Source organism: Phaeobacter piscinae, from assembly GCF_002407245.1.
In the GTDB taxonomy this organism is placed as follows: Bacteria; Pseudomonadota; Alphaproteobacteria; order Rhodobacterales; family Rhodobacteraceae; genus Phaeobacter; species Phaeobacter piscinae.
In genome coordinates this window covers 1645347-1665949 of the sequence record NZ_CP010681.1, presented here as the reverse complement: position 1 = coordinate 1665949, position 20603 = coordinate 1645347, and the positions used below count along the sequence as shown (strand labels likewise).

Genomic DNA, 20603 nt, shown 5'->3' with positions numbered 1-20603 from the left:
TAAAAGGCCCCCTCCGCACTCCGGCGGGAGGGGTAGCTTCGATTTATGCCAACGAGTTTGACCATGACCCCGACATCCGCCGCGCCGACACCCTCTTCTGAAATGCTCAAGACGATTGAGCAGCGGCTGCTATGGCTGTCACATTGGATGATCCACAACGCCAACCACCTGCGCGCCAAGGAAGATGGCATCAAAATCGGTGGCCATCAGGCCAGCTCCGCCTCCATGGTGTCGATCATGACCGCGCTTTATTTCAGCGCACTGCGGCCTGAGGATCGGGTGGCGGTGAAACCCCATGCCTCGCCGATCTTTCATGCGATCCAGTATCTTATGGGCAACCAGACCCGCGAGAAGATGGAGAATTTCCGCGGCTTTGGCGGCGTGCAAAGCTATCCCAGCCGGACCAAGGATATTGATGACGTGGATTTCTCCACCGGATCTGTGGGTCTGGGCGTGGCGATCACCTCCTTTGCGTCCATGGTTCAGGACTATATCACCGCGAAATCCTGGGGTGCGGACGCGCCGCAGGGGCGCATGGTGGCGCTGGTCGGCGACGCTGAGCTGGATGAGGGCAATGTCTATGAATGCCTTCAGGAAGGCTGGAAAAACGATCTGCGCAACACCTGGTGGATCATTGATTACAACCGCCAGTCCCTTGACGGGATCGTGCGCGAAGGATTGTTCCAGCGGATCGAGAAGATCTTTGACGCCTTTGGCTGGGATGTGGTGAAGGTAAAATATGGCGCCCTGCAGCGCGCCGCATTTGAGGAGCCGGGCGGCGACAAGCTGCGTCAGTGGATTGATGATTGCCCGAACCAGACATATTCGGCGCTGACCTTCATGGGCGGAGCGGTCTGGCGCCAGCATCTGATGGAGGATCTGGGCGATCAGGGGGATGTGACTGCACTGATCGAGCGACGTTCGGATGCGGAGCTGGCGGCGCTGATGGAAAACCTCGGCGGCAATTGCGTAACCACTATGGCCGAAACCTTTGCCGCCATCGACCATGACCGCCCGGTTTGTTTCCTGGCCTATACGGTGAAGGGGTGGGGCACGCCCATCGCGGGCCACAAGGACAACCACGGCGGCCTGATGAACAAGACCCAGATGGCGGAATGGCAGCGCTATATGGGCGTCGCTGAGGGCGAGGAATGGGAGCCGTTTGCAACGGTCAAAGATGCGGCTGCGCTGCAAGGGTTTCTGGATCAGGCCCCGTTTTTTGCCAAGGGCGCGCGGCGTTATCAGGACGCGCGCTTGCCTGTGCCGACGGTGGAGGTGAAGACCGACCGCGAAATGTCGACACAGATGGGATTTGGCAAGATCCTTGATGACCTCTCCAAAGGCGACAGCGATCTGGCAACGAGGATTGTCACCATGTCTCCGGACGTGACCGGCACCACCAACCTTGGTCCTTGGGTGAACCGGCGCAAGCTGTTTGCCCGCACGGCCCAGGCGGATGCGTTCATCGAGCATAAGATCCCGTCGACCGCCAAATGGGAGTTTACACCGGACGGCCAGCATATCGAGTTGGGCATTGCGGAGATGAACTTGTTCTTGCTGCTGGGGGCTGCCGGCCTGTCTCAATCGCTGTTTGGCAAGCGGTTGATCCCGATTGGCACCGTCTATGATCCCTTCGTCGCGCGTGGCCTCGATGCGCTGAACTATGCCTGCTACCAGGATGCCCGTTTCATGATCGTAGGCACGCCATCTGGGGTGACATTGGCCCCGGAAGGGGGCGCGCATCAATCCATCGGCTCGCCACTGATCGGGATGAGCCAGGACGGGCTGGCTGCGTTTGAACCTGCCTTCGTGGATGAGCTGGCGGTGATTATGGAATGGGCGTTCGATTATCTCCAGCGCGACGGCGAAGGTGACCCGGATGAGCGCACATGGCTGCGTGATGAGACCGGCGGCTCGGTCTATTTGCGACTGACCACCAACCCGATTGAACAGCCCGGCAAACGTGGTGACGATGATTTCCGGCAGGGGGCCATTGATGGTGCTTACTGGCTGAAAAAGCCGGGGCCGAACTGTGATGTGGTGATTGCCTATCAGGGGGCTGTCGCGCCCGAAGCCATCAAAGCCGCTGCCGCCATTGGCGAGGGTCGCCGGGACGTGGGCGTGCTGGCCGTCACCTCAGCCGACCGGTTGAATGCGGGCTGGACCGCAGCGCAGCGGGCGCGGGCACGTGGCCTGCCGCAGGCGCAAAGCCATATCGAGACCTTGCTGGCTCAGCTGCCCAACCATTGCAAGCTGATCACGGTGATTGACGGGCATCCCGCAACCCTGAGCTGGCTGGGGAGCGTTCAGGGGCATCAGTCTATTCCGCTTGGCGTCGAGCATTTTGGTCAAACCGGCACCATCGGCGATCTCTACCGTCACTTCGGCATCGACGCGCAAGCCATCACCGCAGCCGCAGACGGGCTAACCGCAGGCAAACGGCTGAAAGTCGTATAATGCTTGTGCCGTGGGGACTGGGCGAAGCACGCAGAAATCGAATATAAAGAAAGGCGCAGTCACCTGCGCCTTTCTTTAACTGCTATTGCCGAAGTTAAAGCTGGTCAGCCGACAGCCTGTTGCGCCTCGCGGAAGATACCGACCAACCGTGTCACCTCGCCGTTTTCGTCGCGCACTGCCACGCCCTGGCTTTCCACATGAATCTCCGAGCCATCGGCGCGGATCAAACGTTTGATGAAGTTAAAGCCAGTGCCGGCTTCGATGGCCTCGGAGACGATGCGTTGAACGTCCTCGCGATCGTCAGGGTGGAAGAACGCAATTGCGCTGTCGATTTCCGGATTATAGCTTTCGGGATCTACACCATGAATCTCGTAGACTTTGGGCCACCAAAAGGGGGTCTGACCATCGGAGTCAATGGACCAGAAGCCAATCCCAACCATGTCTTGCACCATTTCAGCCTGCATCAGCAGCGCCTCAGCGTGTTTACGCGCCTCCACAGTTTCGGTCACATCAGTGCCAATGGTGAAGATGGTCGGTTCTTCAGTGATATGATGAGGGAAGCGGTGGCGATCCATGCTGATCCAGCGGGTGCTCTCTTCATGAGGAAGGTTCACTTGCAGCAGTTCATGATCAAAACCGTTTTGAGTGTCGAGAACCTTTGCATCATTCTTGAGCATCTGCTCATCAACGCCGGCATCAGAGGCCAGGTTGAAGACATTTTTCGACAGCGCTTTGTCGCGGCTTGGACCGAGAAGTTCTGCGTAGGCCGAACTGATCCGCAGGATCTCTCCGCTACGGGTTCGGTTCATCAGCAACAGCTTGGAATTGTCGAGGATCATCTCCATCTCGTGCGCCATGCCGGGGAATTCTGACGCCACCATGGTCACCCCAAGGATCTGCCCGTTGACGTCGAAATAGGGCGAGCAGATCAGGTGGATGCGCGTCCCTTTAGAAGTGAATTCCTCAGTTACAGTTTGGCCAAGACGCAACGCTTCGCTGCAGATGGGTGCCAGTATCGGGAAACCTTCGGGCAGAGCGCATTGGCTGATGTGAGGGCTGGAGATCGGACGGCGAATGTTGAACATCCGCGTCGCTGCCAGAGTTGCCTGCGTGATCTGCAAGGCGCTGTCCGCCACGACAATCGCCAATGGGGTGCTCTCAAGAACGGAAATCAGCTCGCCTGTACGACCACTCAGCTCGGATGCCGTGACCTGCAGCTCCTCGTTGACGGTGATCAACTCTTCATTGGTGGATTGCAGTTCTTCGCTTGAGGTTTCGAGCTCTTCATTGGTGGCTTGTAGCTCTTCGTTGGTGGATTGGAGCTCCTCATTGAGTGACTGCAACTCTTCGTTTGAGGTTTCCAGTTCTTCGATGGTCTGCTGCAGCGCTTCTCGGGTTGTTGCAACCTCATTTTCCAGATTGCGAATCCGTTCGAAGGTCGCGTCGCCCTCATCGCCGACAATTGGCGCCGCGTTCATCCTGGACCGGTCAACGGTTACCGGGGTGAATACCACCAGTGCGGCGCGCTCGCTGATATCTTTGGCAATAATCGGATAGACATCTAAACGTATTTCTTCATCGTCATTTTCAGCCAGAAGATGACGGACGCCCCCCTTATGGGCGCCGTTCTTCAACGCGATGGTAATCAGGCTGCGGGCCTCTTCGCGCAGAGGACTGCGCAACAGGTCAAGATGCATCCGCAGCGAACTGGTCTCATTTACTTCGATAAACTGGCTAACGGACCCATAGACTCGCGCAATAGAGAAATCCTCGGTGACCAAAAGCGAGTTCTTGCCGAGAGACTGTGCCAGCGCTTCGAAAAGCTGACGATCGGTGGATGGACCTTGCTGTGGCGGTGGCTTGATTGTCGGCCGCTGCGCCATCATCGGAACCGAGGGCATATTGTAGGGTTGCTGTGCCTGATGGGCGCGCAGGGACCGCTTGCGATAGACATGCGACGTGGAGCGGTCCTGCACGAACAGTTCATCCGACCCCGCAACACTTTCCGCAGTGCCGAGGAATAGCAGCGCATGCGGTGACATCGCATAGTGGAACCGAGACATGACTTTCTGCTGAAGCGGATTGCCAAAATAGATTAGCAGGTTACGGCAACAGATCAGATCTACTTTCTGGAAAGGGGGATCCTGGCAAACATTGTGGTCGGAGAACAGAACTGCATTGCGTAGATTGTCGACCACCCGCACACCGTCGGTCTGACGGATCAAGTACTTATCCGCAAGCTCAGAGGGAATATCGTTCAGCGCCGCAAGGCTGTAGACCCCTTTGCGCGCCGTTTTCAACGCATCCTTATCGATATCAGTCGCAAAAATCTGTACCCGCGATTTGAGCTGATTGGTCGGATTGCCAAGCGCCTCTGAGACCACCATCGCGATCGAATAGGCTTCCTCACCAGTGGCGCAGCCCGCGACCCATATTCGCAGCGGTCCGGGACCACGCTCCTTGATAAGCTGAGGCAGCAGCCCCTTCAGCAGTTCGAATTCTTCGCGATCACGGAAAAACCGCGTGACTGAGATCAGCAGGTCTTTGAACAGAGCATCAACCGCATGGGGATTGTTACGGCAGAACTGCGTGTATTCCTCTTGAGTTTCAATCCCAAGGGCTATCATACGCCGTTCAATCCGGCGGCTGATGGTTGTCTGCTTGTAGTCGCGGAAATCCACACGCGTGCGCGCCAACAGGATTTGAAGCAGGTCCGATACCGGCGAATCTCGCAGGCTGTTCTCGTTACGAAAGGAGGTAAAATCACGCGGTGAGGACAGGATTTTTTGCAGGTTTGCACCAATATCCTGGGGCCGTAGGACCAAATCTACGCAACCAGTCTGAACTGCGGCTACAGGCATGCCGTCGTATTTTGCGCTCTCGGCATCCTGAGCAATGGTGATGCCGCCGGCCTCGCGAATGGCTTGTACGCCATAGGCGCCATCACTGCCCGTCCCAGAGAGAATGATCGCCATCGAATTATCGCCATTTTGCTCCGCCAGACTGACAAGGAAGCGGTCCACCGAGGGGCGTGGCGTTCCAGGTTCGGCATTTGGATCCTGCAACAGATGGAGACGACCGTTTGAGAAGATTACATCGCTTTTGGGGGGCGTAATATAGACAACATTGGCCTCAGGCACGGTGCCATTCTCTATGGTTCCGACCTTCAGCTGGGTCTGACGCGCCACCAGTTCTGTCATCAGGCTTTTGTGGTGTGGCGACATGTGCTGTACGACAACGTAGGCCGCAGGCACATCCACCGGGAGAGTGGCAACCAGTTCGCGGATGGCTTCTAGCCCGCCTGCCGACGACCCGATACCGATAATCGTCAGGTCTTTTGTAGTTCGCGTTGTCATATGTGTGCCTATCGTCTATCGTATGCTCTATCTATTAGCGCCTTCAGCACCAAGAGGTCCATGATCAATTAAAAAAAGGTCAAATTGGGATGCTGGTTTACTCGGGATGAGGGTATTGGGGGTGAAATGCATTATTGCAATCTATGGCTGCATAAGGCTTGACTGAGATTGTTACTCCAATCTACGCTGCATAAATAATTTATAAACGACTCCTAACTAGATATTAAAGCACCTCCAGTTGTATAGGTTGGTTGTGATGAATGTGGTAACTATGACTGACAGTTCCGAGGCTGGAGAAGATCAGCGGCGGTTCATAGTGAACTTGATCGCCGATCAGGGTGAGGCTCCCCATGTACGGTCCTGCGAAGTGGTTAGTCCTGCGTTTCGAAATCGAACATCCTTCGTAAACACGATGCCTCTTGATGAAGTGTTCTGCGATGCCATTGCGGATGGCCTGACTGACTGTGTCAATATGTTGTCGGGTGAAACACAGGTGATTTCGTTGCCATCGCTCATTCTTGAGGTGCCGGGCCTTGTTCTGGCAGGGGCACATGTTCTCTCAACTGTCGACGAAGACGGTAGCCAGTCGATCATCATTCGGTTTCGGTGTAGCGTCGGCGGCATCGGCTACGCTTTCCGCCCCGACGTGGGGTTCGGTGCCGGGCTTGAGGATTTGACCCGAGAGGTAAGCGCGCAGGTGCTGACGGATCTGGCATTGCCATTGCTCAATGTCCTTTCCGCAACGGAGGACGGCCTGGTCGACGCAGAAAGTGCAATCGGGTCACTCAGTCAGCAGCTGGCTGACCGTGTCCACGAGATCCGCTTTCAGATTGAGCTTGTGAAGCGCTACACTGACGGTCTTGAGCGCCAGCGTAGAAGCAGTCAAAGTGCAGAAGCGATGAGAGAGCAACCGCGTCACCTCACGTCCTGTCAGTGAATGACATCGTTTGCAGAGCCCGACTGTATGTTTGCGCGCCGACGGCAGCATTACAACCTGCCATCGTATCGCAAATTCAATGTGTTGTTGTGATCGGCGTGCCTAAGACTACCGCTTGGTCACATTTCTCCTGAAATTTCCAGTTCTGTTCACGGCATCGCCAATCGCGCGCCCACTCCCGGCAGGCAGGCACCGTCTCAAACGAGGGTTAGAAAACCCGCTGCAACGTCGGGGCCGGACGTAAGGTTGCTGGTGCAATAAGTTTTAAGGTTAGATATTTTAATCTTGAAATAAATATGGACTTCAGCCTAGGCTTCCTTGAAGGACTGATGAAACGGTCCTTGGACATAGCGCGACCTGCCTCCTGCGCATGTGCTCTGCCTCCGGCATGAGCATATGGGTGTAGACTGACAAATCTGAAGAACGCCGCAATAAGCTGGCGCCGTGCAGTCCAATCAGAAAGAGTAAGCGGCGGGGAGTTGCCACAGAAGCGGCCCTCATTGCTCAGACAGATCAGGGAGATGGATCAATGACGACACTGAAGACCATGGCGCTGGCAACAGCCGTATCAACGCTGGCCTTGGCCGCGAGCGCTGAGACCAAGATCGGTATGATCACAACACTCTCCGGCGGCGGTGCGGGCCTTGGCGTCGATGTGCGCGACGGTTTCATGCTGGCGATGGAGCAGGCAGGCCGCGACGATATCGAAGTGGTGATCGAAGACGATCAGCGCAAACCCGAAAGCGCCGTACAGATCGCTGATCAGATGATCCAATCGGAGAAGGTCGATATCATGACCGGCATCATCTGGTCGAACCTCGCTATGGCGGTGGTTCCGGCGGCCACGGCGCAAGGCGTATTCTACCTGTCGCCCAATGCCGGTCCGTCAGCACTGGCCGGAAAGCGTTGCCATGAAAACTACTTCAACGTGGCCTGGCAGAACGACAATCTGCATGAGGCGGCGGGTGCCTTTGCCAATAATGCGAGCCTGAAGAACAGCTATATCCTCGCCCCGAATTACCCGGCTGGGAAAGATGCATTGACCGGCTACAAGCGGATGTATCAGGGCGATCTGGCCGGTGAGGCATACACCAAATTGGGTCAGACCGATTACGCGGCCGAAATTGCGCAGATCCGCGCTTCCGGTGCCGACAGCGTCTATTTCTTCCTGCCGGGTGGCATGGGCATTTCCTTCCTCAAGCAATATGCAGACAGCGGTGTTGATTTGCCGGTTGTTGGCCCGGCCTTCAGTTTTGATCAGGGCATTCTGCAGGCGGTCGGTGGTGCTGCATTGGGGATCAAGAACACCTCGCAGTGGAACAAGGATCTCGACAATCCGGCCAACACGGCCTTTGTCACCGCCTTTGAGCAGAAATATGAACGCCTCCCTTCGCTCTATGCAAGCCAGGGCTACGACACTGCGAACCTGATCCTCAGCGCATTGGACAAGGCAAGTGTTGATGACAAGGAGGCCTTCCGCGCGGCGCTGAAGGCTGCGGAGTTCAACTCCGTTCGGGGTGATTTCAAATTCGGCGACAACCACCACCCGGTCCAGAACATCTACGTCCGCGAAGTCATTCAGGAAGGGGATGTTTTCACCAACAAGATCATCGCAACCGGTTTGGAAAATCACGCTGACGCCTATGCGGCAGAGTGCAAGATGTAAGACAATCTGAGGCGTGCGGGCCGGTGAGAGATCCGGCTCGCATCCTCCCATTCCAATGGCTGCGGAGGTGTGATGCCTCTGCTTTGGTGGAACGAATTCATGTCCCTCATACTTATACTGGAGCAGATCCTGAACGGATTGCAGTTCGGGGTGATGCTCTTTCTCATGGCGGCCGGCCTGACCTTGGTCTTTGGTGTCATGGGGCTGATCAATCTGGCGCATGGTGCGCTTTATATGGTTGGTGCCTTTGCCGCCGCGGTTGTTGCGGCTTGGACCGGCTCATTTGTTCTGGCCCTGATCGCCAGCCTGGCCGCCGCCGCAGCGGCTGGCGCGCTGGTCGAACTTCTGGTGATCCGGAAACTCTATGACCGGGATCATCTGGATCAGGTGCTGGCCACGTTTGCGCTGATCCTGATCTTCTCCGAGGGCACGCGCTGGGTCTTTGGATCTTTCCCGCTGTTTCTGGATGTGCCGGGTTATCTGTCGGGTCCGATCAGCCTGCCGGGGGGCATTGAATACCCGCTTTATCGTCTGACCATCATTGCCATTGGTCTCGTGGTCGCAGCCGGGTTGTTCTGGCTGATCGCGCGCACCCGTATCGGGATCCAGATCCGCGCCGGCGAAAGTGACCGGGAGATGATTGCGGCACTTGGTGTCGATATTTCAAAGCTTTACACGCTGGTCTTCGCCCTTGGCGCAGCGCTGGCCGGGCTGGCCGGTGCCTTGGTCGGAGCCATTCAATCGGTGCAGGTCGGCATGGGTGAGCCGGTGCTGATCCTGGCCTTCGTGGTGATTGTCATCGGCGGCATCGGTTCGATCAAGGGAGCGATGGTCGGTGCATTGTTGGTGGGGCTGACGGATACATTGGGCGGCGTTTTCCTGCCGCAGCTGTTTGCGCTGTTCATGGAGCCTGCCAGTGCGACATCCGTCGGGGCATCGCTGGCGTCGATGCTGATTTACATCCTGATGGCGCTCATCCTGTTGGTGCGCCCGTCCGGTCTCTATGGGGGGCAGCACTGATGAGCCGTGAAAACCTGTTGAACGCTGCGGTGATCCTGCTGCTGCTCGCGATACCGCTGTGGGCGCATATGGCAGAAGAGCCGTTTCTGATCACCCTCGCCACAAAGGTCTCAATCCTTGCGCTGGCTGGGGTTGGTCTCAATATTGCGCTGGGGATTGGTGGGCTTGTGAGCCTTGGCCATGCTGCATTTTTCGGGATCGGCGGTTATGCGATGGGAATCCTGGCGGCCCACGCGCAGAATTACGAACCGCTGGCCGAATGGCCGATGCTGATCGAAGGCACCAACCAAATGCCGGTGATCTGGCTGGTGGCGGTTGTCGCCAGCGCGCTTGCGGCACTGGTGATTGGCGCGCTGTCGCTGCGCACCTCTGGCGTCTATTTCATCATGATCACCTTGGCCTTTGGTCAGATGCTCTACTACTTTGCCATCAGTTGGTCAGCCTATGGCGGTGAGGACGGGCTATCGATCTGGGTGCGCAATGAGTTTCCGGGTCTGAACACATTGGTACCTTTGCAGTTTTTCCTGATCTGTTATGCCATCCTTTGTGCGGCGCTCTGGTTTGCCGCCCGGCTGGCGCGCGCGCCCTTTGGTCTGGCGCTTTCTGCTGCGCGTCAATGCGAGGCGCGGGTGGAGACGGTTGGCATCACCCCTTACCAGCTGCGTCTGACGGCCTTTGTTATCTCTGGCGCGATCACCGGCTTGGCCGGGGCGCTGTTTGCCGATCTGAACCGTTTTGTCAGCCCCACCATGCTCAGCTGGCATACCAGTGGTGAGATTATGATCTTTGTCATCATCGGTGGCGTGGGTCGGCTGTTTGGCCCGGTCATCGGCGCTGCGCTGTTCATCCTGCTGGAGCATCTTCTGGGTGGGATCAGCGATTACTGGCAGATCTACCTGGGCGGGCTGCTGCTGATCATCGTGCTTTACGCCCGTGGTGGCGTGATCGGTGCGATCAGCGGACGGGAGGTGGCCCATGACTGATCTAACGGGCGCTAAACGGGTCCTGGAGGTCAGGGATCTGAGCAAATCCTTCGGCGCGTTGCAGGCCAGCAAGAACATCTCACTGGATCTGCGCGCTGGTGAAATCCATGCGTTGATCGGCCCCAACGGCGCCGGAAAATCAACCCTTATCAAGCAGATATCCGGCGAACTTCGTCCTGACAACGGATCGGTCTCGCTGCTCGGTCGCCCGGTAGATGACCTGAGCCGCGTCGCACGAGCCCGGATGGGGCTGGGGCGCACCTTTCAGATCTCCGCGCTCGCGATGGATTTCACGGTGTTGCAAAACGCGGTGCTTGGCGCGCTTGGTGCGCGGGGTGGCGTGTTTCGGTTCCTTGGCAATGTGATGCGAGACAAGGCACTGGTGGCGCAGGCGGAACAGGCGTTGGAGCGCGTGGGCCTGCTGAGCGATGCAAAGCGGCGGACCGCTGATCTGTCACATGGTCAACGGCGCCAACTGGAGGTGGCGGTGGCGCTGACGCTGCAGCCGAAACTGTTCTTGATGGATGAGCCGATGGCCGGTCTTGGCGCGGGGGGATCGCAGGCGCTGACCGGGTTTTTGGACACACTGCGCCGCGAGGCACCAATCCTTCTGGTGGAGCATGATATGGACGCGGTCTTTGCCTTGGCGGATCGGATCAGCGTGCTGGTTTATGGCGAGGTCATAGCCACCGGCACCACCGATGAGATCCGCAACAACGCTGAGGTGCGACGCGCCTACTTGGGTGAAGAGGAGGCGGTATGATGTTGCTATCTCTTAAAAATGTTACTGCATCATATGGACCATCTCAGGCCTTGTTTGGTGTGGATCTGGACATTGGCGAAGGCGAAGTGGTGGCGCTGATGGGGCGCAACGGGATGGGTAAGTCGACCACAATCAAGACCATCTGCGGCATGCTGCCAGCGAGTGAAGGCACGCTGCATTTCGCCGGAAATGACCTGCGCAAGCTGCCCTCACATAAAATCGCGCGCCTGGGCATCGGGTTGGTGCCTGAGGGCCGCCGGTGTTTTGCCCCACTCACGGTCGAAGAAAATCTGAGAGCTGCCGCACGGCCCGGCCCTTGGGATTTTGCCATGGTGGCAGATCTCTTTCCCCGCTTGGCGGAGAGGCGCGATCAGACTGCGTCGTCTTTGTCCGGAGGCGAGCAACAGATGCTCGCCATTGGTCGTGCGTTGATGATCAACCCGCGGCTGCTGATCTTGGATGAGGCCACCGAAGGGTTGGCGCCAGTGGTGCGGCAGGAGATCTGGGCGGCGATTGCGCGACTGAAACGCGACAGTGGCCTGTCGATCCTGGTGGTGGACAAAACGCTGCGGGAACTGGCTGCCGTGGCGGATCGCGCGGTGATTGTGAACAAGGGCACGACGGTTTGGACAGGTGCGATGGGCGCGCTGACGCCCGAACTGAAGGACCGCTATCTGGGCGTTTAGGCAGGTCCGCGGCTTGGACTTGCGCTGTGGCTTTGTTAGGCAGGGCAAAACAGCCCCGGCCAAGGAACCCGCCATGCCTGCAATCACCCTCTGCATTCCTGCCTATGCCATGGGCGGGGACGGTGCACGTTATCTGGCGGATTCCTTTGACCATCTCTGCCACCAGAGTTTTAGCGATTTCGATATCGTTGTATCAGATCAATCCGATGACATGGCGGTTGCTGAGGTCTGCCGGGACTATGCCGACCGGCTGACCATCACCCATCTGTGGAACCGCGAGGGGTTGCGACAGGCATCGGCCAATGTGAATAACGCAATGGCCCATGCAAATGGCGAGATTATCAAGGTTCTGTTTCAGGATGATTTGATCATAGATCCCAACGGGTTGGCGCATATACATGATGCAATGGGGCAGGGGGCGGACTGGTGCCTCTGCGGCTCTGGTGTCACGCGGGACGGCAGCAGTGTGACCCGTCCGATGCGTCCCCGCCTGACGGATCGGTTGCATTTTGGCAAGAACACGGTGTCCAGCCCCTCGGTTCTCGCCATGCGCCGGACTTCGGCCATGGAGTTCGACGAAGCCTTGATCTGGCTGATGGATGTGGACCTCTATAAACGTCTGTGGGATGCCTACGGAGATCCCGTGGTGGTGCCAGACACAGTGATCGCCAACCGCATGCACGAAGGCCAGGTCAGCGCCTCTGTCAGCAAGGCGCTACGGCAGAAAGAGCTGCGATACATGCGCAAAAAATTTGCCAAGAGCACCAGTTTTCGTGGCTGGCTGGAATATTTGCGGCAGCGGCTGAAGGCCATCTGAGATCGGCGTCGAAGTTCACCTATGGGCAGTCCGTGACGATGCCCATAGGTATTTCAATGACTTATCTGGGCAGGTGAATGTTAAATCGCTCCCGCAGCGCCTGATCCAGAACCGGGTCGAATTGCGCCTGCGAGGCCTGGCTCAGGATTTGTTCCTTGCGGGCCACGGCCTTTTCTATGAGGTCGGGTTTGTCCAGCTCGGCCCATTCCTTGGGAGAGGTGCGATCCCCGAATGTCGGGTAGACAAAATCCTGCTGCATCCGGCTCAGCGTAGCGTCCGTACCCAGATAATGGCCCGTACCGCTAAGGCAGACTTCAGCGATCTGATCAATGGCGACGGTATCCTCGCTCACCTCAATCCCGCGCACGCAGCGCATGGCCTGACCAAGCATATCGTCGCTCAGGATCAGGGACTCAAGGCAGAACCCAAGCAGTGAGGCATGCATTCCGGCTGCTTCATACACCATGTTGCACCCCGACAGCCCCGCCATCACGTTGGAGCACATCTGCTCCCATCCGGCCTGCATGTCGGGCAGTTTGCTGTCAGAGGCGCCAGCGGCGGCCCCGCCCGGCAGGTCATAATAATGATGCATCTGCGCGCAGCCCGCCGTCAGCAGGGCCTGTTCGCCAGATCCGATCGACATCGCCCCGGTTCGCAGATCAAGCCCAAACGGCCAGGTGCCAAAAATCGCGGGTGCGCCGGGTTTGACGGCGTTGACGTAAACCAGACCGGCCAGGCATTCGGCCACCGCCTGCACAATCGCGCCGGCAATTGTTGACGGGGCGGTTGCGCCAGCCATGCCAGCGGACAACAGGAGAACCGGCATGCCGCCCTTGATGCACAGTTCCATCACCTCGCAGCTTTCGGTGGCGAACTTCATCGGGGGCACAACGAAGCAGTTGGAATTGGACATGAACGGCCGCTCGCGCCACTTGCCCTCACCGCCTGCAATCATATGCAGCATCTCCAGAGCCGGCGGCACATGGCTCGGCTCGGTAAAGGATGTTCCGATATGTTTCAGCGTGCCAGAGCAGCTTGCGTAGACCGTATTCAGGTCCATTTCCATATTGTCGAGGATATCGCGACACACCATGGGCCGTTGCAGGAAATGGACATTGTCCAGCTGGTCGGTGATCCGGGCGGCGTCGTGCAGGTCCTGCACAGTTGAATCGCGGTATGTCCGACCATGGACGTCAACCACATGGACCGCAGCACCGGCGGTGCCATAATGCACCCGGCTACCGGAGAGTTCGAGATCGTTTTTCCCGTCCCGGCTGAACAGGGTGACTGATCTGTTGGCCTTGGCAATCGTGTCCTCCACCAAGGCACGGGGAAAGCGGATGCGGCCATCGTCCCCTTCGATACAGCCCGCAGCTTTCAGATAGGCGACCCCGCTGGGGGGCGCGTCGGCAAGGCCGATCTGCTCCAGGGCATCCAGCGCGGCTTGGTGAATGCGTGCGACACCGGCGTCGCTGAGCGGGCGGTAAAGCCCGCCCTCCAACCCGGCCCGGATGGGGCGCAGATGGTCGGCAAGGGGGGCTGCACGGGCAGCACGGCGGGCAGCGCGGCCACCGCTGCGGGCCGCACGAGGGGAGTTTGATTGATCTGTCATAAGGTCTCTCTGGGTCTGAAATGAAATCTGAATGTCTCAGACCCGCCGCGGTCGTCCCCGTGCCGCCCGACCACGGGACGCGCCGATAGTGCGGCCGATCAGGCTGATGACCCACCGTTCCCCTGACTGTTTCCCTGGCTGGTTGGCTGCCATGTCGCTGCTCCATCGTGCTCTGGACATCGTTGCACAGGGGGCGACCGATTCTATCTCATTTGCGACTTTTGTGAAATTTGCGACCAATATTTCACAGTTGGTATATGTAGACTGTTACGTACAACTTTTGATGATACGCCTAAAAATCGAAACATTTTAGAGTCTTGCGTGACCAACTTCATCTATATTTATATAGCCTGTTCGGTCAGACTAAGAACGTCAACATGCTGAACCTGCTGTTAAGCATTTGCAGAGATACTGGTCGGAGATGGACAATCACGCGCGCCTAAACCGCGGGCCGTCAGAAAAGGGACGTGCCGATGTTACCGGCCTCCATTGAACACACAGATCACAAACTATCGGCGCACCACATGATGTGGCGACGGTGCCTTCGGTCGCGCGAAGGTGTATCCGCTCGTCAGGCGGCGATGGTCGGGTTTGTCACCGCTGTTCTGTCTGCTGCACCTGGTTTTGCCGGCGACTGGAGCGGATTTTTCCTTGGCACCTCAATTGCACGGGTGCAGGCCGTACAATCAGAGCGCGGCTCGGTGAGCGCGTCGGGGCTTCATCTTGGCTATGATCATGATTTCGGCCGCGTAGTGCTGGGTGGGGAGGTTGAGGTCGATCGCAGCGGGCGTGTCCGCTCTGACCTGACTGAGGAGCAGACTCGGCGGATCAAGCTGCGCGCTGGGTACGACATGGGGGAGACGCTGGGATATGTCACCATCGGCTCCGCGCGCAATGAAACCGCCACAGATAGCGACAATGGTGCGGTTTATGGCCTGGGGCTCAGCTACTCGCTCAACCGTGCTCTTCGGGTCAGCGGGGAATACCTGCATCAGGACGCAAGCGATGGTGCGGCCGTTCGGGCCCCATCCCGGGATATCCTGTCGATCCGCGCATCTTTTCAGTTCTGACAGCAGCCCTCTCACCATCCGCCAATAGAATTGACTGCCGAAATCGGCCTACTGCGGCTATTTTGCAGGTCCGATCATCCCTGCGCAGCGCCTCAACCTCGGTTGAGCGACCCACGGAATAGGCCGATCCGGAGCAGTCGGCTGGGCGCGTATACGGAATCAAGATAGGCGGCGGTTGGCCGGTCGCGCGAGATGCTGGCGCGTACTTGCCAATCGGCAATGAAACGCTCGAAATCAATCGGCAGAAACCTGCTTCAGGCGCTTATTTTGGGCCAAATAATGCGCAGAAATTCGGAAAATTATGCAGGGGTCTGGAACAAAACGGCCGTCGATCTTCTTTAAAGGGGGCAGACGCGAGAGTAGCGCGTCGACGCAGAAGACACATGTCGAAAGACAGACAAGGAGAAGTCGAGATGACTCGTATCGTATCCATGGCCGCTATTGCCGCCGCCCTGAGCACCCCAGCCTTCGCCGGCAACCTGGAAGAGCCTGTCGTAGCCCCAGCCCCTGCCGCTCCGCCAGTTGTGGTTGCCAATGACGGCGGCGACTGGACCGGTGCCTATATCGGTGGCCAAATCGGGCAGCTGGACGCAGATACCAGCAATGGCCTGTCAGGGGATGATGTCTCTTACGGTGTGCACGCTGGCTACAACTATGATTTTGGCCGCTTCGTACTGGGTGGTGAGATTGACTACGACGCCACCGATGTTGATCTTGGCGGCGGTGCCGCCACTGTGGACTCGGTGATGCGCGGCAAGGTGAAGGCCGGGTATGACTTTGGCCCCGTGCTGGCCTATGTGACCGGCGGTGTGGCGCAGGTTGATACCTCTATTGGTGATGAAACCGGTGAATTCTACGGTATCGGCGTGGCCTACCGTGTGACAGATCAATGGACTGTCGGTGGCGAAGTGCTGGAGCATGACTTCGACAATCTGGGCAGCTCTGGCATCAGCGCTGATGCGACCACCGTGTCGCTGCGAGCCTCCTACCAGTTCTGATTGGACCCACCGGGGTTAAAGGCGGCGCGTCCATTTCGGTGGGCGCGCCGTTTTGCGTTGGCGTGAGGCTTCGGTCTGAATTGCAGGCTTGGCGCGGCGATGCGCGCGTGTTATGAAATCTCCATGAACCGGATTTGCAACATTATTACCTGCTGCATTACCTGCTGAAATAGTCAGCGGGCTGGTTTCTGTCGTTCCCTTCTTTTGAACAAGTTGCTAAGCCCGCGCTGCGCGCCGCGTATCTGCGGCACCCGTTGGGAGAGTGGCCAGAGGCGCATGCGCTGCGGTCAGACGAAGGATTTGTGATGACGACGATCAAGCTGCACAACACCCGCACCCGAGGCAAAGAGGTGCTGGACCCGCTCAATCCCGACGATGTGCGCCTCTATCTCTGCGGACCTACGGTTTATGACCGCGCCCATCTTGGTAATGCGCGTCCTGTGGTGGTGTTTGACGTGCTCTATCGCCTCTTGCGCCACGTCTACGGCACCGATCACGTCACCTATGCGCGTAATTTCACCGATGTGGATGACAAGATCAACGCAACTGCGCTGGCCCGCAAAGAAGCGGGCGCGCCGGGCACGTTGGAAGAGCTGGTACAGGAACGGACCGAAGAAACCATCAGCTGGTATCTGGCGGATATGGCTGAGCTGGGCGCGCTGGAACCGGATCACATGCCGCGCGCAACCGCCTATATTCCGCAGATGATCGCGATGATCGAAGACTTGATTGCCAAGGGCCATGCCTATGCCGATGGCGCGGGACATGTGCTGTTCTCGGTCAAGAGCTACAAGGACTACGGCGCGCTATCCGGCCGGTCGGTGGATGACATGATTGCCGGGGCGCGGGTTGAAGTGGCCGATAACAAACGCGATCCAATGGATTTCGTGCTGTGGAAGCCCTCCACCGATGAGTTGCCGGGCTGGGACAGCCCCTGGGGCCGGGGTCGTCCGGGGTGGCATATCGAATGCTCCGCCATGAGCCATGAGCTGTTTGGCGACAGTTTTGATATTCACGGCGGTGGCAATGACCTGATGTTCCCGCATCACGAGAATGAAATTGCGCAAAGCTGCTGTGCCCATCCTGAGGGCGATTTTGCAAAAATCTGGCTGCACAATGAGATGCTGCAGGTCGAAGGCAAGAAGATGTCCAAGTCTCTGGGCAATTTTTTCACCGTACGCGACCTTTTGGATCAGGGCTATCCGGGGGAGGTCATTCGCTTTGTGTTCCTGCAAACGCATTACCGCAAGCCGATGGATTGGACCGACAAAAAAGCAAAAGAGGCGGAAGCCACTTTGCGCAAGTGGTATCAGCTTGCGGCAACGGCCCTAGACAATGAAGAACCATATGTTGGGCTGATCAATGCACTATCCGATGATCTAAATACCGCTCAAGCGATTGCCGAATTGCATCAGCTTTCTCATGCAGGAGATGCTGCAAGCATGCGGGCTAGTTTGAAGTTCATGGGCCTTATGGGGGCGGACATTCCGACATGGGTTGCAGGTGAGGAAGTTGATTTAACCCACTATGAAAAATCACTTTTTGAGGCGCGCCAGGCGGCTATGGAAACCAAGGATTTTGCGGAAGTTGATCGGTTGAAATCCGCCTTGGTCGATGCCGGCATCGAAGTCCGCATGTCAAAAGCTGGCGTTGAACTGGTGCCCGGCCCGTCGTTTGATGCCAGCAAATTGGACGCGATCTAGCACCACGACACATCACGGCCCTCTGAGGGGAGGGCCACCCTCATTTGCCAAGCCATAAGGCCAGCCATGACCAAAGAACGTCTTTACCTCTACGACACCACGCTGCGCGATGGGCAGCAGACCCAGGGTGTGCAGTTCTCGACCACAGAGAAGGTGCAGATTGCCACGGCGCTGGACGGGCTGGGGGTAGACTACATCGAAGGGGGCTGGCCCGGCGCCAATCCGACTGACAGCGGGTTCTTTGATGCGGCCCCGCAGACGCGCGCGACCATGACCGCCTTTGGCATGACCAAACGGGCCGGGCGGTCCGCGGAAAACGACGATGTTCTGGCGGCGGTGATGAATGCCGGCACCGGGGCGGTCTGTCTGGTGGGCAAAAGCCATGATTATCACGTGACCCATGCGCTGGGGATCACGCTTGAGGAGAACCTCGACAATATCCGCGCCTCCATCGCGCATCTTGTGGCGCAGGGGCGCGAGGCGCTGTTTGACGCCGAACATTTCTTTGACGGCTATAAGGACAACCCGGATTACGCGCTGGCAGCATGCCGCGCCGCGCTTGAGGCGGGCGCGCGCTGGGTGGTGCTGTGTGATACCAATGGTGGCACCTTGCCCGGTGACGTCGGGCGGATCGTGTCGGAGGTGATCGCGGCGGGGCTGCCGGGGGATCATTTGGGCATTCACACCCATAACGACACCGAAAACGCGGTGGCCTGTTCGCTGGCCGCGGTGGATGCAGGTGCGCGGCAGATCCAGGGCACACTGAACGGTCTGGGGGAGCGCTGCGGCAATGCCAATCTGACCACGCTGATCCCGACGTTGCTGTTGAAACCCCCCTACGTGGACCAGTTTGACATCGGTGTCAGTCGCGAGGGGTTGAGCACGCTGACCGCGCTCAGCCGGATGCTGGATGAGATTCTGAACCGGGTCCCGACTAAACAGGCCGCTTATGTTGGGGCCTCCGCCTTTGCCCATAAGGCCGGGCTGCATGCCAGCGCGATCCTCAAGGATCCGAGTACCTATGAACATATTGACCCGGCATTGGTGGGCAATGCGCGTATCATACCGATGTCCAATCAGGCCGGGCAGTCCAATCTGCGCCGTCGCCTGTCGGAGGCCGGTCTGCGCGTTGAGAACGGCGATCCGGCGCTGGCGCGTATTCTGGAACGGATCAAGACCCGTGAGGCCGAGGGCTATTCCTATGACACCGCGCAGGCCTCGTTCGAGATTTTGGCCCGTGAGGAGCTGGGGCAGCTTCCAAGCTTCTTTGAGGTGAAGCGCTATAAGGTCACGGTGGAGCGGCGAAAGAACAAGTATGACCGGATGGTCTCGCTCTCTGAGGCGGTTGTGGTCGTCAAGGTGGATGGCCAAAAGCTGCTGTCGGTGAGTGAATCGCTGGACGAGACCGGTAGCGACCGGGGGCCGGTGAACGCGCTGGCCAAGGCGCTGACGAAGGATCTGGGCCAGTACTCCAAGGCGCTGGATGATATGCGGCTGGTCGATTTCAAGGTGCGCATCACCCAAGGCGGGACCGAGGCGGTGACCCGCGTCATTATCGACAGCGAAGATGGCAAGGGGCGGCGCTGGTCCACCGTGGGCGTCAGCGCCAACATAATCGATGCGTCGTTTGAGGCGCTGCTGGATGCGATCCGCTGGAAACTGTTGCGCGATACCGATGCGGCGGGTGGTGCGGCCTGATGATCCCGTTTGATGATGATCTGACCGCCTGCGCCGATCTGGTGCAGAAAGGCGATCCCGACCGCTTTGCCACGGTGATGGCCGCACCGGTCGAGGCACGCGCGCCGCTGTTTGCGATCTATGCGTTTAATCTGGAATTGGCGCGCGCGCCTTGGGCCTCGACCGAGGCGATGATTGCGGAGATGCGCGTGCAGTGGTGGCGTGATGTCGGGGAGGAAATCGCCGCAGGCGGCCCGGTGCGTCGGCATTTTGTGGCAACACCGCTGGCCAAGGTCCTGACGCCGAAGCTGGCGAGGCATATTGATGCCATGGCAGAGGCGCGCCGCTGGGATATCTACCGTGATCCGTTTGAAGATGAGGCGGCGCTGGCCGATCACATCGACAAGACGACGGGGTCGCTCATGTGGATGGCGGCCGCAACACTGGGCGCATCGGACGAGGCGCTGGTGCGCCGGTTCGCCTATGGGGTTGGGGTTGCCAATTGGCTGCGCGCGATCCCGAAACTGGTCGCCGAAAAGCGTATTCCCCTGCTGGACGGCACGCCGTCAGGCATAAGTGCACTGGCAGAAACCGGGCTGGAGGCGATAGAGGAGGCGCGCGGGCAACGCGCCAAACTCACCAAATCCGCGCTGCCGGCACTGCTTCCCGGCTGGCAGGCCGCTGCGATCCTGCGGCAGGCCGTGGAGGAACCGCAGCGCGTGGCCGAGGGTACATTGGGCACCAGCGAGTTTCGCCGCCGCGCCAGCCTGATCTACCGGGTGTCAACCGGACGCTGGTAACGGGCTCGGGCCTTCAGATGAAAAAGACGCCTGCGGTTTTCCGTCAGGCGTCTTTTTT

Annotated in this window: 15 protein-coding genes; 13 read left to right on the top strand and 2 right to left on the bottom strand. The window is 58.4% G+C overall.

Going from position 1 to position 20603, the window contains the following annotated elements; all coding sequences use genetic code 11:
- The first annotated feature begins 45 nt into the window (after positions 1 to 45).
- Positions 46 to 2457 carry a transketolase-like TK C-terminal-containing protein gene (locus tag phaeop14_RS07770; RefSeq protein WP_096789201.1) on the top strand — a complete coding sequence of 804 codons (2412 nt, stop codon included), beginning with the start codon at positions 46 to 48 and terminating at the stop codon, positions 2455 to 2457.
- Between the two features lie 104 nt (positions 2458 to 2561).
- On the opposite strand, the gene phaeop14_RS07765 is transcribed toward phaeop14_RS07770, so the two are convergent.
- Positions 2562 to 5813, bottom strand: coding sequence for a chemotaxis protein CheB (locus phaeop14_RS07765; RefSeq protein WP_096789200.1), 3252 nt, complete (start codon positions 5811 to 5813; stop codon positions 2562 to 2564).
- A 271-nt stretch (positions 5814 to 6084) separates the two neighbouring features.
- On the opposite strand from phaeop14_RS07765, the gene phaeop14_RS07760 reads away from it, so the two are divergent.
- The 7 genes from phaeop14_RS07760 (at position 6085) to phaeop14_RS07730 (ending at position 12685) form a co-directional block, all read left to right on the top strand.
- Entirely contained in the window at positions 6085 to 6750 is a 666-nt protein-coding gene (locus phaeop14_RS07760; protein ID WP_244905818.1) for a hypothetical protein, read from the top strand.
- A gap of 529 nt (positions 6751 to 7279) precedes the next feature.
- Positions 7280 to 8416 (top strand): ABC transporter substrate-binding protein, encoded by a 1137-nt coding sequence (locus tag phaeop14_RS07755; protein ID WP_096789198.1) that lies wholly within the window; start codon positions 7280 to 7282, stop codon positions 8414 to 8416.
- A gap of 99 nt (positions 8417 to 8515) precedes the next feature.
- Positions 8516 to 9436 carry a branched-chain amino acid ABC transporter permease gene (locus phaeop14_RS07750; RefSeq protein ID WP_040169229.1) on the top strand — a complete coding sequence of 307 codons (921 nt, stop codon included), beginning with the start codon at positions 8516 to 8518 and terminating at the stop codon, positions 9434 to 9436.
- On the top strand, positions 9436 to 10419 hold the full coding sequence (locus tag phaeop14_RS07745) for a branched-chain amino acid ABC transporter permease (protein ID WP_040169228.1): 984 nt from the start codon (positions 9436 to 9438) through the stop codon (positions 10417 to 10419). Before phaeop14_RS07750 ends, phaeop14_RS07745 begins: the two co-directional genes overlap by 1 nt.
- Positions 10412 to 11182, top strand: coding sequence for an ABC transporter ATP-binding protein (locus phaeop14_RS07740; protein WP_096789197.1), 771 nt, complete (start codon positions 10412 to 10414; stop codon positions 11180 to 11182). The genes phaeop14_RS07745 and phaeop14_RS07740 overlap by 8 nt, the downstream gene beginning before the upstream one ends.
- A complete protein-coding gene (locus tag phaeop14_RS07735; RefSeq protein ID WP_040178578.1) occupies positions 11179 to 11868 on the top strand; it encodes an ABC transporter ATP-binding protein in 690 nt (229 codons plus the stop codon). Before phaeop14_RS07740 ends, phaeop14_RS07735 begins: the two co-directional genes overlap by 4 nt.
- A gap of 73 nt (positions 11869 to 11941) precedes the next feature.
- Positions 11942 to 12685: a glycosyltransferase family 2 protein gene (locus phaeop14_RS07730; RefSeq protein WP_040169224.1), complete on the top strand. Its 744-nt coding sequence runs from the start codon at positions 11942 to 11944 to the stop codon at positions 12683 to 12685.
- 61 nt (positions 12686 to 12746) lie between these two features.
- Here the strand turns inward: phaeop14_RS07730 and phaeop14_RS07725 are convergent, their stop codons facing one another.
- The gene (locus tag phaeop14_RS07725; protein WP_096789196.1) at positions 12747 to 14297 is read right to left on the bottom strand and encodes a trimethylamine methyltransferase family protein; all 1551 of its coding nucleotides are present in this window, start codon (positions 14295 to 14297) and stop codon (positions 12747 to 12749) included.
- A 524-nt stretch (positions 14298 to 14821) separates the two neighbouring features.
- On the opposite strand from phaeop14_RS07725, the gene phaeop14_RS07720 reads away from it, so the two are divergent.
- The 5 genes from phaeop14_RS07720 (at position 14822) to phaeop14_RS07700 (ending at position 20545) form a co-directional block, all read left to right on the top strand.
- Positions 14822 to 15367, top strand: coding sequence for an outer membrane protein (locus phaeop14_RS07720; RefSeq protein ID WP_242406972.1), 546 nt, complete (start codon positions 14822 to 14824; stop codon positions 15365 to 15367).
- Between the two features lie 413 nt (positions 15368 to 15780).
- Entirely contained in the window at positions 15781 to 16365 is a 585-nt protein-coding gene (locus tag phaeop14_RS07715) for an outer membrane protein (RefSeq protein WP_040169219.1), read from the top strand.
- 305 nt (positions 16366 to 16670) lie between these two features.
- On the top strand, positions 16671 to 18068 hold the full coding sequence (gene cysS / locus phaeop14_RS07710; RefSeq protein WP_040178571.1) for a cysteine--tRNA ligase: 1398 nt from the start codon (positions 16671 to 16673) through the stop codon (positions 18066 to 18068).
- Positions 18069 to 18134: 66 nt separating this feature from the next.
- Complete coding sequence (gene cimA, locus phaeop14_RS07705) at positions 18135 to 19766, top strand: citramalate synthase (protein ID WP_096789195.1); 1632 nt, start codon at positions 18135 to 18137, stop codon at positions 19764 to 19766.
- Complete coding sequence (locus phaeop14_RS07700; RefSeq protein ID WP_096789194.1) at positions 19766 to 20545, top strand: squalene/phytoene synthase family protein; 780 nt, start codon at positions 19766 to 19768, stop codon at positions 20543 to 20545. The genes cimA and phaeop14_RS07700 overlap by 1 nt, the downstream gene beginning before the upstream one ends.
- Positions 20546 to 20603 lie beyond the last annotated feature (58 nt).